Source organism: Lysinibacillus sp. FSL K6-4013, from assembly GCF_038630435.1.
Taxonomy (GTDB): domain Bacteria; phylum Bacillota; class Bacilli; order Bacillales_A; family Planococcaceae; genus Lysinibacillus; species Lysinibacillus boronitolerans.
Genome location: NZ_CP152031.1, coordinates 1,199,851 through 1,214,123, shown reverse-complemented (window position 1 = coordinate 1,214,123; position 14,273 = coordinate 1,199,851). Strand labels below are relative to the sequence as shown.

14 protein-coding genes are annotated in these 14,273 nt (G+C 37.4%); 4 read left to right on the top strand and 10 right to left on the bottom strand.

All coding sequences use genetic code 11. From position 1 onward, the window contains the following. Positions 1–60 precede the first annotated feature (60 nt). From MHB39_RS05725 to MHB39_RS05700, 6 genes are all read right to left on the bottom strand, one after another. On the bottom strand, positions 61–1,728 hold the full coding sequence (locus MHB39_RS05725) for a ribonuclease J (protein WP_312123987.1): 1,668 nt from the start codon (positions 1,726–1,728) through the stop codon (positions 61–63). A gap of 279 nt (positions 1,729–2,007) precedes the next feature. Beyond that, on the bottom strand, positions 2,008–2,907 hold the full coding sequence (gene dapA, locus MHB39_RS05720) for a 4-hydroxy-tetrahydrodipicolinate synthase (protein WP_016992824.1): 900 nt from the start codon (positions 2,905–2,907) through the stop codon (positions 2,008–2,010). Positions 2,908–2,920: 13 nt separating this feature from the next. Continuing rightward, on the bottom strand, positions 2,921–3,958 hold the full coding sequence (locus tag MHB39_RS05715; protein ID WP_016992823.1) for an aspartate-semialdehyde dehydrogenase: 1,038 nt from the start codon (positions 3,956–3,958) through the stop codon (positions 2,921–2,923). 82 nt (positions 3,959–4,040) lie between these two features. Beyond that, positions 4,041–4,631, bottom strand: a complete 591-nt coding sequence (locus tag MHB39_RS05710) for a dipicolinate synthase subunit B (protein ID WP_004224962.1) — start codon at positions 4,629–4,631, stop codon at positions 4,041–4,043. Further along, a complete protein-coding gene (locus MHB39_RS05705) occupies positions 4,625–5,404 on the bottom strand; it encodes an NAD(P)-dependent oxidoreductase (RefSeq protein ID WP_016992822.1) in 780 nt (259 codons plus the stop codon). Before MHB39_RS05705 ends, MHB39_RS05710 begins: the two co-directional genes overlap by 7 nt. Before the next feature lie 9 nt (positions 5,405–5,413). Further along, positions 5,414–5,677: a hypothetical protein gene (locus MHB39_RS05700; protein WP_004224966.1), complete on the bottom strand. Its 264-nt coding sequence runs from the start codon at positions 5,675–5,677 to the stop codon at positions 5,414–5,416. 142 nt (positions 5,678–5,819) lie between these two features. Here MHB39_RS05700 and MHB39_RS05695 point away from each other — a divergent pair, with 142 nt between their 5' ends. The 4 genes from MHB39_RS05695 to MHB39_RS05680 are packed head-to-tail and all read left to right on the top strand — an operon-like array spanning position 5,820 to position 8,295. Further along, positions 5,820–6,197 carry a GntR family transcriptional regulator gene (locus MHB39_RS05695; protein WP_036080396.1) on the top strand — a complete coding sequence of 126 codons (378 nt, stop codon included), beginning with the start codon at positions 5,820–5,822 and terminating at the stop codon, positions 6,195–6,197. Position 6,198: 1 nt separating this feature from the next. Further along, positions 6,199–7,041, top strand: a complete 843-nt coding sequence (locus MHB39_RS05690) for an ABC transporter ATP-binding protein (RefSeq protein WP_342545986.1) — start codon at positions 6,199–6,201, stop codon at positions 7,039–7,041. 2 nt (positions 7,042–7,043) lie between these two features. Further along, positions 7,044–7,670 (top strand): ABC-2 transporter permease, encoded by a 627-nt coding sequence (locus MHB39_RS05685; RefSeq protein WP_342545985.1) that lies wholly within the window; start codon positions 7,044–7,046, stop codon positions 7,668–7,670. 10 nt (positions 7,671–7,680) lie between these two features. Next, positions 7,681–8,295, top strand: a complete 615-nt coding sequence (locus MHB39_RS05680) for an ABC-2 transporter permease (protein WP_036080407.1) — start codon at positions 7,681–7,683, stop codon at positions 8,293–8,295. A 410-nt stretch (positions 8,296–8,705) separates the two neighbouring features. On the opposite strand, the gene MHB39_RS05675 is transcribed toward MHB39_RS05680, so the two are convergent. The 4 genes from MHB39_RS05675 to rpsO all read right to left on the bottom strand — a co-directional run bounded on the left by MHB39_RS05675 (position 8,706) and on the right by rpsO (position 14,154). Beyond that, positions 8,706–9,929, bottom strand: a complete 1,224-nt coding sequence (locus MHB39_RS05675) for a pitrilysin family protein (protein WP_016992816.1) — start codon at positions 9,927–9,929, stop codon at positions 8,706–8,708. An 89-nt stretch (positions 9,930–10,018) separates the two neighbouring features. After that, on the bottom strand, positions 10,019–12,133 hold the full coding sequence (gene pnp, locus MHB39_RS05670) for a polyribonucleotide nucleotidyltransferase (protein WP_036080410.1): 2,115 nt from the start codon (positions 12,131–12,133) through the stop codon (positions 10,019–10,021). A gap of 808 nt (positions 12,134–12,941) precedes the next feature. Next, positions 12,942–13,463 carry a DoxX family protein gene (locus tag MHB39_RS05665; RefSeq protein ID WP_339280651.1) on the bottom strand — a complete coding sequence of 174 codons (522 nt, stop codon included), beginning with the start codon at positions 13,461–13,463 and terminating at the stop codon, positions 12,942–12,944. A gap of 421 nt (positions 13,464–13,884) precedes the next feature. Further along, positions 13,885–14,154, bottom strand: a complete 270-nt coding sequence (gene rpsO / locus MHB39_RS05660; protein ID WP_004224992.1) for a 30S ribosomal protein S15 — start codon at positions 14,152–14,154, stop codon at positions 13,885–13,887. Positions 14,155–14,273 lie beyond the last annotated feature (119 nt).

Genomic DNA, 14,273 nt, shown 5'->3' with positions numbered 1-14,273 from the left:
TGGGAGAAAATCCTTTTTCATTTATTTTTTCCTCAAAGCATATACGATGAGTTTGTTCAATTAATATTCCATAATAATAGGAATAATCATTGGGCGACGTTTTGTTTTTTGGAATAAATACGTATTTAGCGTATCTCGAATTTCTTGTTTAATATTCGTCCATTCAAAGGTTTCTTTCCCAACGTACTTTTCAATCACATTCTTCGCAATGTCAGAAGCCTCAATCATTAATTCCTCTGATTCTCGTACATAGACAAAGCCTCGTGATAAAATTTCTGGGCCAGAGGCAATTTTCTTTTGTGCTCGATTTAATGTTACCACCACAATGAAAATACCATCCTGCGATAATAATTTACGGTCACGAAGTACAATATTACCTACATCGCCTACACCAATACCGTCAATTAAGACATTACCAGCTTGTACACGACCACTCATGCGCATTTTATTATTTTTATATTCTACGATATCCCCTTTATCAGCGATAAAAATTTGGGATTTTTGCATACCAAGCTGTTGTGCTAATTTAGAGTGTGCAATTAGCATACGGTATTCTCCTTGTACAGGAATAAAATACTTTGGTTGCATTAAGTTTAGCATCAGCTTTAAATCTTCTTGACTACCATGTCCTGAAACATGAACATTTTTGCTAGAAGTCAAAATTTCAGCGCCTGCTTTTGACATAGAGTTCATTGTATTTGCCATTTGAACTTCCATGCCAGGAGAAGGTGTAAAGGTGATTAGTACCGTGTCACCTTGTTTAATTTTAATGTCACGATGGTGTTTACGGACAATTTTTTCTAAAGCATCGAGGGGTTCTCCTCTATTGCCTGTTGTAATAATGATAATTTCATCATCTTGATATTTTTGCATTTCCGATATCGGAATTATTGTATCTTCTTGAACTGTTAAATAGCCAAGCTGTACGCCTAGATCAACCGCTTTTTCCAATGGTTTACCCACAATCACAACCTTACGGAATGATTTCTGGGCTTGAGCAAATACTTGTTGAATTCGAATAAAGTTTGATGCGTAAACAGCTACTAAAATACGACCTGGTGCTGAGTGGAATGTTTTTGATAATTGTTCTTCAATGACAATCTCTGATGTCGTATATCCTGGTCGCTCAGCTTCGCAAGACTCCGATAATAGAATAAAGACGCCGTCTTCTCCTAGCTGTGCCATTTTTGCTAAATCAGGTTTAAATTTACCTGTCGCTGACTGATCGAATTTAAACTCTCCTGTATGAACAATCGCGCCTTCAGATGTATGGAACACTACCCCTAACGAATCGGGAATACTATGTGTTGTGTGGAAGAATGTTACATACGTTGAGTTAAAATTCATACGACTACGGTTTGTTACTTCAAAAAACTTCACCTGATGTGGTGCAGGTAATTCTTTTAAATGTTCCTTTGCTAATGCAATGGTTAATTTTGATCCGTACACAGGTGCCTTTATTTTTTGTAATACATAGGCAATAGACCCAATCGCGTCTTCATGACCATGTGTTAAGAAAATACCCTTCACACGTTCTTTATTTTCTTCTAAGTACGTAATGTCAGGAATCACGATATCTATACCTAGCATTTCATCTTCTGGGAACATTAAGCCGCTATCCACCACAAATAGTTCTTCATCAATTTCTACTACGTACATTGCTTTCCCAATTTCGCCTACACCACCAAGAGGGATGATGCGGATTAATTCATTTTTCTTTTTTGTCAATTTATTTCCTCCTAAAAAATATCCCGAACAGCAACCACTTAACATTTATTATACGGTTTGCAAAGCTTTTGCACAAATTAAAAATACATGTTTCACGTTGGAAATAGATTTTCCTGCTATTTGCTTATTGCTAGCAGATGGTAAACAAAAATTGGATATCCTGTATAAATAGAGCTTAATTAGTATTTGTGAGGACAAGGAGCTACAGATTTGGTTAAAACATTTTATTTTATAAGATATAAAAAAACGAGGCTGAAATGCTATCAGCCTCGTTGCTATTTATCTAAAACTTTTCGCTTTTTCTTGATACGTATCCCAAATTCGGTCAAAATTAGCTTTCTCTTCATCTGTCATTTCCATCATTGGCAAACGGACATTGAGTGTATCAAATCCTAATTTTGTCATCGCATATTTAATCGGTGAAGGGTTGGGTTGAGCGAACAGCGCACGTACTAAAGGTAATAAGGCTCGGTGAATTTTGGCTGCTAGCTTATGATTTCCTTCTTCAAACGCTTTAATCATTAATTGCATATCATTACCTACCACGTGTGCAGCTACAGAAATAACACCCGCTCCACCAATGGCCATTAGTGGGAGTGTTAAACCATCGTCCCCACTATACACTAAGAAATCATCATCTGGATCTACATTCTCAATAACATCACCCATCTGATCTAAGTTACCGCTCGCTTCTTTAATCCAAGCAATATTAGGAATCTTGCTTAATGCAACAGAAGTTTCATAGGCAACATTGACCCCTGTACGCCCTGGGACATTATAAAGCATAACTGGGAGACTCGTTTGTTTAGCAATGGTTTCAAAGTGAGCATAAATCCCACGTTGATTTGGCTTATTATAGTAGGGAGCTACAAGCATAATGCCGTCTGCTCCATTTTCTTCTGCTTTATGTGTCATTGCAATAGAGTAAGCTGTTTCATTATCCCCAGTACCTGCAATAACTGGTACGCGACCTGCTACTTTCTCTACTGTAAAGCGAACAACTTCAATCTTCTCTTCTGTAGACATAGTTGGGTTTTCAGAAGTCGTACCACAAGCAACAATACAATCAGTACCATTGTCTATTAAATGATTAATAATACGTTCTAGTTCTGGATAATTAATCGTGCCATCATTTTTGAACGGCGTAATCATAGCCGTTCCAATTCGACCTAAATTCATCCTTACACCCCTCTTATAGTAAGTTATCCTCAAGCATTGCTTCTGCAATTTGGATAGAGTTTAATGCGGCGCCTTTTAATAAATTGTCAGAAACGATCCATAGATGGAACCCTTTGCTGTTGTCTAAATCTTGACGGATACGTCCTACAAAAGTAGCGTCTTCCCCTTCTGCATAAATAGGCATTGGGTAAGTTTGTGTTGCAATATCATCTTGTAATACCACACCTGGTGCATTGCGTAATACATCAAAAATCTCTTGGATTGACGCTTCTTTCTCTACCTCAATATAAACAGATTCAGAGTGACCTGAAACGACTGGCACACGAACACAAGTAGCAGCTACTTTTAGCTCTGGTGCATGCATGATTTTTTTCGTCTCATTAATCATTTTCATTTCTTCGTATGTAAATCCATTATCTGTGAATTTATCGATTTGTGGAATGACATTACGAGCAATTGGGTAATGACGTTTATCACTACCAGACGGTAAAATATTGGCTTCTACATCTTTACCTGCATCCCAGTTTTCGCTTTGTGCCTTTAATTCTTGGATCGCAGAAATCCCCGCACCTGATACTGCCTGATAAGTTGAAACAATTACTTTTGTTAAACCAAATGCATTACGAATTGGTTCAAGTGCAGCTACCATTTGAATTGTAGAGCAGTTTGGATTCGCAATAATCCCTTTATGCTCCGCTAAGTCGCCTCGATTCACTTCAGGCACAACAAGCGGTACCTCTGGATCCATACGAAAATGGCTTGTATTATCAATAACTACTGCACCACGCTTAGCTGCTTCTGGTGCAAGCGCGGCAGATACTGAGCCACCAGCTGAGAATAAAGCGACATTGACGCCTTCGAAAGCCTCAGGTGTCGCTTCTTCAATTGTATATGTTTCACCATTAAATTCGATTGATTTTCCTGCTGAACGAGCAGAAGCTAAAAATTTAATATGTCCAATCGGAAATTTACGTTTAATCAACTGCTCCATCATTTTTGATCCTACTGCTCCTGTTGCCCCAACAACCGCAACTGTTAACTGCTTTGTCATCTGTCATCTCTCCTTGAATACATGTTCCATAATGTGTGCTATTGTATCACAAAAATACTGAAAATTGTGTGTAATCTCTTATTTATTTGAAATATTGTATCAACAGCGGTTGTAATTGCTTTTTCTGCGTAATTGCTGCATGAACAGTATCCACCATTTGCTCAAAATCAGCAATTAAAGAATTTGGTTTGGAGTGAGGGGCATCCTGACCAAATGGAATAAAATATATATTTTTGGCATTTAACAATTTCATAATATTTATGCCATTTAAGCCTAGTGCATCATTTGTGGAAATACCTAAAACTACAGGCGAACCATTACGCAAAGTTGCCTTCGCTGCCATTAATACAGGGCTATCTGTTGCTGCATTAGCAAATTTACTAATGCTATTGCCTGTCATGGGGGCGATGACCATTGCGTCTAATGGATTGGATGGGCCAAATGGCTCCGCCTCTTTTATAGAAGAAATAACTTTTTCTCCTGTCAAAGCTTCTATTTTTGCAATCCACTCTTCTCCTGTACCAAAGCGAGTAGCTGCATGTAAAACGGAATGCGTAATAATTGGAATAACTGTTGCTCCGACATCAATAAAATTTTGGATTTTAGGTACTACATCTTCATACGTACAATGGGAAGCAGTAATACCTAGGCCAATTCGTTTCCCCGTTAACAATTTTCTTCCTCCTCTATTGCCTTGCACAATATTGTAGCTGCATCATGTGCAAAGTATTTCCCAGGCAATGACGGCAATAGTACATATGTTTGTAGTTGCTCAGAATCTATATCTAAACAGCCTGGCTCTGAAGCCAAGTCATATAAAACTGTTGGGACATGCTCTATAAAAGACTCTGTAATCCATTTAGCAGGAATTGTATTTATAAAAATGCCATCCGTAATAGACCATTGGCGATCATCTAAATTCGTAGCTTTATAACCATATGCTTTTGCTTCACTCACTTGTACAACTGAACGTGCAACAATATGAACATTTGCACCCATCTTAACTAGTAAAGAGGCGAGCATTTTTGCGATGCGCCCAAAACCTGCGATTGTGAAATTTTGTCCGTAAATACATTTTTGCTCGAGTCCGTAAAACGTGGCGATAAATCCCTCTGCTGTTAATCGAGCATTTTGCCAAATAAATGATTCTTGCTGTAAATAGCAAATAGATTCATTTTTCTCTAGTAACTGCTTCCAATGCATTGTTAATCGACCTGTATAAAATTTCACTTGTGATATACCATAGAGCTGCTCAACTTCTATTTTTAATGGAAGAATAGGTAGTACAATTTTATTGGGCTGGAATTCTAAAACAAGTTTATTTAACTCTTCGTTCCATACGGTCGTTCTTTTATAAAACACTGTTCTCGATGGACTTCTTAGCATTGTAGCTAGTTCCTTTAACCGGGAGTCCTCACCGATAACAAGCCATTTTTCGTTTTCCAAAAGCTCACCTCACTGTAAATATTCTGACTGTACTGTAGATGTCTTATTAAATAAAATACGATCTTCACCAATTAAAATAATTTCGTGCCAAGGTATCATTTCACTAACTTTCATTTTCTTTTTTTGGAATGGTAGTTTATCTTTCACAATTTCAAAGCCATGTATTTTCCCTGTTTGCACATCTAATAGGCATTCTGTATGTGCCAGGATGCCAAAATGTACGCCACCCTCAATTTGAATTAACTCCTTATCCACCATCTCAGATAGTAGCATGCCTCATCTCCCTCCTTGAGCCGTTACCTCAATATATGCCGAGTTTTTGCAAATCGTGACCCCTACCAAAAGTACGAATATGTTGCATTTTCATCACCAACTGTATATAGTGTGTATATACAGTAATAAGAGGTGATGATTTGTGCATATCCATTTAAGTAATGCGAGTGAAAAACCTATTTATGAGCAAATCACCATACAGCTCAAAGAGGCTATTTTGGCTAATAAATTACAGGCAGGTGACGCACTACCGTCTATCCGCGCTCTAGCAAAGGATTTAAAAATAAGTGTGATGACCACTAAACGGGCTTATGCTGATTTAGAGCGAGACGGTTTCATTGAAACAGTCGCTGGTAAAGGGAGCTTTGTCACAGAACGAAATCAAGACTTTCTACGTGAGGAGCTATTACGGCAGGTAGAGGGGCATTTGCAAAGAGCAGCAAAAATAGCGAAAACCGCTGGACTTTCTAGTGAAGAATTGCGAGAACTACTATCTTTAATGTTAGAGGAGGATCAGTAAAATGAACGCCATTGAAATTCATGATTTACATAAGGGCTTTGAAGGCTTTTTTCTCAAAAATATAAGTTTTTCCGTCCCTCAAGGCACTGTCATGGGATTTGTTGGGGAAAATGGGGCTGGGAAATCAACAACGATAAAATGCATGCTGAATTTACTAAAAAAAGAATATGGCGAAATTTTGCTATTTGGCAAAGATCATGTCGAACACGAACTATCGATAAAAAACGACATCGGCGTTGTATTTGACGATTTACATGTACCAGAAACGCTAAATGCGACGCAACTCGACAAAATCATGAGCAAAGTATTTCAAACATGGGATTCAGGCTATTATTTTGAAAGGTTAGCTCAATTTAAGGTGCCAAAGAGGAAGAAGATTAAGGAACTATCACGAGGGATGAGGATGAAGCTATCGATCGCCTTGGCATTGGCACATCATCCAAAACTATTGATTTTAGATGAGCCCACAAGTGGATTAGACCCTATTATTCGGGATGAAATTTTGGATTTATTTTTAGCATTTATGCAGGATGAAACGCACAGCATTTTATTTTCTTCTCATATTACAAGCGACTTAGAAAAAATTGCTGACTATATTACGTTAATTCATAATGGTGAAATTTTATTGAGCGAGAGTAAAGATGCTCTTTTATATGAATATGGTATTTTCAAAGGAAATAGTGAGGAAGTAAACGACTTACCGAAGCATGCTATTCTGAGAACCCGTCCTGGTACGTTTGGAATAGAAGCATTAGTGCTGAAAAAGGAAGTAAATGAGGCTTTCAAACTTGAAAGACCTTCTATAGAAGATATCATGCTATTTTTTGTGAAAGGTAGTGTTTAAATATGGTAGGACTTATCTTAAAAGATTTAATGACCATTCAACGTCAAATGAAAGCACAAGCATTTGTTCTTGTATTTCTTCTTGTGATGGCGATATTTATGCAGCAAAGCTCAATGCTCCTAGCTATTATTGTCTTTATTGTTACGATACAAGCGATAACTGCGCTTAGCTACGATGAACAAAGTAAGTGGGATAAATATGCTAATACTTTACCAATTTCTAAAGCGGATATTGTTTTTAGTAAATATATACTTAGTGTGATGTTAATGATTATCGGCCTTGTTATGGCTTTACCTATCCTATTTTTTATCAATTTCTTTACCAATAACGAAATCACTTCAGAATTTTTCCTAACGTTTAATTTGATTGTAACATTGGCGCTCTGTTCGTTAGCCGTGTTACTACCTATCTATATTAAATTTGGCTCTATTAAAGGAAGGATCGTCCTAATTGCGCTATGTTTTATCCCTGGCTTCTTAACAGGGATGTTTAAAGAATATATTCCTGATATGCCCCAAACCTTTTTATATTTAAAGCAATATGTCTATTTAACACCTTTTGGCGGACTTTTACTGCTATGCCTCTCCTCTTTAGTTTCTACAGCTATTTATAAAAGAAAAGAGTTTTAGGAGGTATCTCATGCGAGCACTATTGTTACAAAGAATTGTCGTACAAAAATGGATTATTCTTTTTGCAATGATTATATGTTTACTTTTTAATTTTGTTCACATACCTTTTGTAGATAGTCCTTCCATTGGATTATTTGTTGTCGTTATTTCTGCCAACCTCGTAGATAATTTATATAGAGGCGATCGTCAAGTAAAGTGGAACGTGTATGTCAATACTCTACCTCTTTCAAAGAAGACACAATTGCAATCCGATTTTCTATTTTGCTATGGCCTTATTTCGTTACTCTTTATTGTCCTAGCGCCAACGTATTTCTCACAACCTGAAGCATCTGAAAATTTTATAGAGCATTTAGCTATGTACTTTGCTTATATAAGTAGCGCCTCTTTCCTCATCTGTAGTCAATTTTATATTCAGCATCTTGAGGAAACAGAGGGAATGCGAACAGTTAGAATGCTTACAGCTGTTGTGCTTATCATTCTGCTAAATTTTGTTATTCATTACTATTTATCACTAGTAGCAGCAAATTTAATTATCTTGTTCATACCAACACTGGTTAGTATCCTCATCAGTTTTATTGTGTTTTACAAATGTCTTTATTTATATATGGCAAAGGAGATTTACTAAACAGTCATCAAAAAATAGGCTACTTTATTTGGCTGCTTATTTTTAATCGTATTGAATAACAAAAAAGTTAATTAAAATGGAAATGGATTTCCGTTGCAGGCTACTGGCTTTCTTATGGGTATGCGCAGAGCTGCCTCTTTCGCTACCTCTCCGTTTAGAGATTGGTCTGTCTCGTGAAGTACCTTCCACGCCAGCCCAAAGTGTTACCTTTTTAGCAAAGGTATGCACTCCTCATTATGGAGGGCTGCTGTCACTTATCCAAATTGGAAATAATAGGCTATTTTGCTAATGATGATAAACGAATAGAAAACGAGAACTTTGAAAATAATCAAAGTTCTCCTTTTCTAGGTATCAATATAATAAAAAATTCGTTATAGCCTGGAAAAAATGCTATCCTTATTAAAATATTTTTATTCGCTAGGACCAATGATTGAGATAGCTGGTTCTGCTTTTAAAATTTTAGCAATCAGTCGATCTACTGACTCCATCGATACAGCATCTATCGATTTAAGAACCTCGTCTACTGTTCGATGCTTGCGATGGACAAGTTCACTTGTTCCATTACGATTCATACGAGCCCCTGTCCCTTCTAACCCAAGGACAAAGCTGCCTTTAAGCTGCTCTTTCGCATTATCAAGCTCCTCCTCTGTAACACCACCCGCTACAATATCTAATAAAGTGGCATCGATCGTGTGCTGAAGCTGCGCTAATTGCTGTCGACTAGTACTACCATAAATCGTAAAAGCGCCTACATCGGCATAACACGATTGATAGGAAAAAATAGAATAGGCAAGCCCACGCTCTTCTCGTACTTCCTGAAACAAGCGAGAGCTCATATTGCCTCCAATAATATTGTTAAGCGCAATAAAGCTATACATATCTGGGTCTTTTACACCGATTGCTGGATATGAAATCGCAACATGTGCCTGCTCTGTATCGCGTATTTTTGTAATTTCCCCTGGATAAAATGAAGGATTTGTCAGGACAGGCGCCATAGCATATGGTGAAGGTTGATAGTGTCCAAATAAATCTTCAATCGTTTGCATAAGCTGAGATGAAATATTACCTGCAATCGAAATAACAACGGACTCTGGCCCATAATGTTTATCCATATAATGTCGTATAGCATCTGCTGTAAATGTCTTTAACGTAGCAGCTGTGCCTAGTATTGGACGACCGAGTGCATCATTCGGATACATGACGCCCCACAGCTTCTCATGAACATCATCATCGGGAGCATCTTCGCTCATTAATATTTCTTCTAATACTACTTGTCGCTCTTTTTCTAATTCTTCTTCCGCAAATGTAGAATTGAAAAACATATCCGCTAGTATTGTGACCGCAAGCTCCGCATGATGATCTAAAACTTTAGCATAGTAACATGTATTTTCTTTCGATGTGAAGGCATTTAGCTCTCCTCCGATTCGATCAAATTCTTCAGCGATTTGACGAGCTGAGCGAGTTGCTGTTCCTTTAAACAACATATGCTCAATAAAATGTGTGATACCATTCTCTTCAGGTAGCTCGTAGCGAGAGCCCGCATTCACAAAGATTCCTAATGCAACCGATCTCACATGATCAATTTGCTCTGATACAATACGAACACCATTCTGACATGTATGTACTTGAACCAAACTATCTCCCCCAATTATAAAAATCCTCTACTATTCTTCTTGCTACTATCGAAAAAGGCTGCGCAATTTACGCAGCCTTTTGATCGATATTATTTTTCTTGTTCAGCGCGCTCTTTTTCCTCTTGAATTACTACTTTGCGAGATAAATTCACACGACCTTGCTTGTCGATTTCAATCACTTTCACAAGTAATTGATCGCCAAGTTTTAAGACGTCCTCCACTTGCTTCGTACGTTCCTCTTGAATTTCAGAAATGTGAAGCAAGCCATCTTTCCCTGGGAAGATTTCACAAAAGGCTCCGAATTTTTCAATACGCTTCACTGTTGCTAAGTAGTATTCTCCTACTTTTGCTTCACGTACGATATCTTCAATAATTTGTTTTGCACGTGCATTCATTGCTTCATCTGCAGAAGAAATATAGATTGTACCATCTTGCTCCGTATCAATCTTAACGCCCGTTTCTTCAATAATTTTGTTAATTTGTTTACCACCTGGTCCAATTACATCGCGAATTTTATCAGGATTAATTTTTACAATAACAATTTTTGGTGCAAACTCAGATAATTGCTTACGTGGCTCTGCCAGTGTAGCAAGCATTGATTCTAGAATATGCATACGTCCAACTTTTGCTTGTGTCAGTGCTTCTTCTAAAATATTGCGAGATAAGCCATCAATTTTAATGTCCATTTGTAGCGCTGTTACACCTTTAGCTGTACCTGCAACTTTAAAGTCCATATCGCCTAAATGGTCTTCCATTCCTTGAATGTCCGTTAAAATAGAATAGTGCTCGCCCTTTTTAATAAGACCCATAGCAATACCTGCCACTGGTGCTTTTAATGGAACACCTGCATCCATCATGGCTAAAGTAGATGCACAAATAGAAGCTTGAGAAGTTGATCCGTTTGATTCAAGTACTTCTGATACACAACGAATTGTATAAGGGAAGACCGATTCATCAGGAATTACTGCTTCAAGTGCACGCTCACCTAACGCACCATGACCAATTTCACGACGACCTGGCCCACGGATTGGTCCTGTTTCCCCTACAGAAAATTGCGGGAAGTTATAATGGTGCATAAAGCGTTTAGACTCTTCCACACCTAAACCGTCAATAATTTGTACATCACCAAGCGCACCTAAAGTACAAATAGAAAGTGCCTGTGTTTGTCCACGTGTAAATAGACCTGAACCATGTGTACGTTGTAATAAGCCTGTTTCAGAAGAAAGTGGTCGGATTTCGTCGAGCTTACGACCATCTGGACGAATCTTATCTTCCGTGATTTGACGGCGTACTTCTTCTTTTACCATCTTATCAAGAATTGTATACACTTGTTTCATTGTTTCGTCATCTGCTTCTTGCTCTTCATAGGAAGCGATAACTCGATCTTTAACAGCTTGGATTGCCTCATCACGTGCATGTTTCTCAGCCGTTTGAATAGCATCATGCATATCAGTCTCACAAGCTGCTTTTATATCGGCTTGAATCGCTTCGTCAATTTCAAATAGTGTCACTGGTAACTTTTCTTTACCAACCTCTGCCACAATCTGCTCTTGGAAAGCAATGATTTTTTTGATTTCTTCATGACCGAACATAATCGCTTCTAACATAATTTCCTCTGGTACTTCAAGCGCACCCGCTTCAACCATGTTAATAGCATCTTTGTTCCCTGCTACAGATAAATGAATTGTTGAGCGATTCGATTGCTCTACTGTCGGGTTGACAATGAATTCTCCATCAATATAACCAACTTGTACACCTGCTATTGGCCCATCAAATGGAATATCAGAGATCGCTAATGCTAGTGATGAACCAACCATTGCTGCCATTTCAGATGTACAGTCAGGATCATTTGACATAACCATAGAAATAACTTGTACTTCATTACGGAAACCATCCGGGAACATCGGACGAATCGGACGGTCGATTAAACGGCTTGCTAAAATCGCCTTTTCAGATGGACGTCCTTCACGCTTAATAAAGCCGCCAGGAATTTTACCCGCAGCATATAGACGCTCTTCATAGTTTACTGTTAATGGGAAGAAATCAAGTGGTTTAGGTGATTTTGACATTGTTGCTGTAGCAAGTACAGAAGTATCGCCATAGCGTACTAATGCGGCTCCGTTTGCTTGTTTTGCTAACTGTCCTACTTCAATTACAAGTGGACGGCCAGCCCATTCATAGGAATAGACTTTCTTTTCGTTCATTCAATGAACCCCTCTCTATTATAAAAACACTTACTTCGTCTGTATGTACTAATAGTAAGTGTACCAAAAATGCTTGTTCTATGCTAAATAATATTTCATGAAATAATCATACATTTAAATTCAGTTATTGCCAATTTATTTAAGATTTATTTCTTTATTTTATCGAAAAAGCATTTTTGGTATATGGATTTTTTTATATTGATTCCTTCTTGACGAAAAGTAATGTATGTAAATGGAAATAACTGCTTCGCTAACATTAGTTTTTCACGTACAAGTTTAAACAATAGACTTATTATAACATGGAGCTTATCATACAACATCTTATAAGGTAAAAGAAAGTCGAATCAGCTAGAAAAGTTAGTAGCTTGGTAAATAATAGTCGGGTTATACAAAGTGTTGAAACACAAATGTTAACTTTTTAGCAAAGGTTTTTAAATAAAGTGAAGGTTTTCACTACTCATTTTATGGAAGCTGTTGTAACGCATCAATTCTCCACCGTGAAAATAGGAGCCCATCCTCTCTACTACTACAGATAATGGGCTATTTCGTTCACTACTAGTATGAAAGAGGAAAAGACACTTTTGCAGAATGGTTAGCCAGCTTCTTTCCTAGGGGATTTAGCGGTTCATTGGACGCCCCCTGGAAAGGACGCAGGTGGAACAGAAATCACCACCTCTCCTTGCAAAAAGATCTCTTCTGCTAGTGACGTGTTCTTTTTTCAACAATATGAATACCCCACCCATATAATGGGTGGGGTATATTCAAACTAATGAGTAGTCTCCTAATATAAGATATCTAAAAAAGTTTATTATGTAATTTTAGCAACAGGTTGAACTACATCTTTTTTCTTATTTCTCGCCATCTTTTCACTTATGATAGGCATAATGAAGCGGTCGAGTCCGAATTTCCCAGCATTGTAACCTGCAGCAGCTATAAAGATTGCAAGTAAAATATCCCACGGATTACTAGATATCGTACCTGCCATTAAGAAAGCAAAATTCATGACCATACCGAAAAATGCAGCATATGTCGTTAAGCATCCCAGAATTAATCCTAGCCCTACTAAAAATTCTCCCCACGGCACAAGAATGTTAATTAGCCCGGCATTTGGCAAAGCAAATGATTCAATAAACTTTACATACAGTGGATATGCAAGCTCTTCTCCACTTGTCACTGGATTTGTAATCGCATTGGCTAAAAAGCCAGATGCATCAAAGCTATTAAACAGTTTTCCCCAACCTGCTGTAAGCCAATGCCAGCCTAAATAAACACGAATAACTGTTAGAATACCTGCAACAATATTATTCTCTCTTAATAATTGGTTAAACATCCTACTCACCCCTCTAAATGATTTAGTTTACATTTCACCATCTAGTTTTCTAACCCAAAGCCAACGTTTTACTAGTATTCAATGATAGCATTTAGATTGTATGATTGACGCTTATGTACCAATTGTTTGAGCCTCTATCTATAATTTGCTGGATTGATTTCATGAAATATAATAGCAGTCTACTTCAATTGCACTTGCAAATGATGATCGCAATGACTATAACATGGGCTGTGAAATGTGATTAGAATATATCACCCTTTTATCAAGTATCAAATCATTTTTATCTATCGTTCATCGTAGTGTAAAAAAGTTATGGCTTATTGTTGAACAAAATATTATGAACAATGTTTATTTCAAAAAAAAGACTGTAGACAAACGAATGTTTGTCTACAGTCTAATATAGGATTACTTTTGCTATGAATTAGCGACGTAAGCCTAAACGGTTGATTAATTCACGGTAACGTTGTACGTCTGTTTCACGAAGATATTTTAATAAGTGACGACGACGACCTACCATTTTAAGAAGACCACGCTCAGAGTGGAAATCTTTTTTGTGAGTACGTAAGTGAGTATTTAGAGCGTTGATTTCCTCTGTTAATACTGCAACTTGTACTTCTGGTGAACCAGTGTCACTTTCGTGAGTACGGTACTCAGCGATAATTTCGTTTTTACGTTCTTTTGTAATAGCCATTTGTATGGACCTCCTAAATTATAATTAATCCCCATTAGCACAGTAAACGTTGGAGTCATCGATATACCGAGCTAAGGTTAAGCATTTATGCACTTATGAATATTATCATACATTACTTA

Bases quoted from the DNA above. Each gene is read 5' to 3' on its own strand.
- dapA (WP_016992824.1), bottom strand. From the start codon at position 2,907: ATGAATTTAGGTCGAATTGGAACGGCTATGATTACGCCGTTCAAAAAT.
- rpsO (WP_004224992.1), bottom strand. From the start codon at position 14,154: ATGGCTATTACAAAAGAACGTAAAAACGAAATTATCGCTGAGTACCGT.
- MHB39_RS05665 (WP_339280651.1), bottom strand. From the start codon at position 13,463: ATGTTTAACCAATTATTAAGAGAGAATAATATTGTTGCAGGTATTCTA.
- pnp (WP_036080410.1), bottom strand. From the start codon at position 12,133: ATGAACGAAAAGAAAGTCTATTCCTATGAATGGGCTGGCCGTCCACTT.
- MHB39_RS05680 (WP_036080407.1), top strand. From the start codon at position 7,681: ATGCGAGCACTATTGTTACAAAGAATTGTCGTACAAAAATGGATTATT.
- MHB39_RS05685 (WP_342545985.1), top strand. From the start codon at position 7,044: ATGGTAGGACTTATCTTAAAAGATTTAATGACCATTCAACGTCAAATG.
- MHB39_RS05715 (WP_016992823.1), bottom strand. From the start codon at position 3,958: ATGACAAAGCAGTTAACAGTTGCGGTTGTTGGGGCAACAGGAGCAGTA.
- MHB39_RS05700 (WP_004224966.1), bottom strand. From the start codon at position 5,677: ATGCTACTATCTGAGATGGTGGATAAGGAGTTAATTCAAATTGAGGGT.
- MHB39_RS05690 (WP_342545986.1), top strand. From the start codon at position 6,199: ATGAACGCCATTGAAATTCATGATTTACATAAGGGCTTTGAAGGCTTT.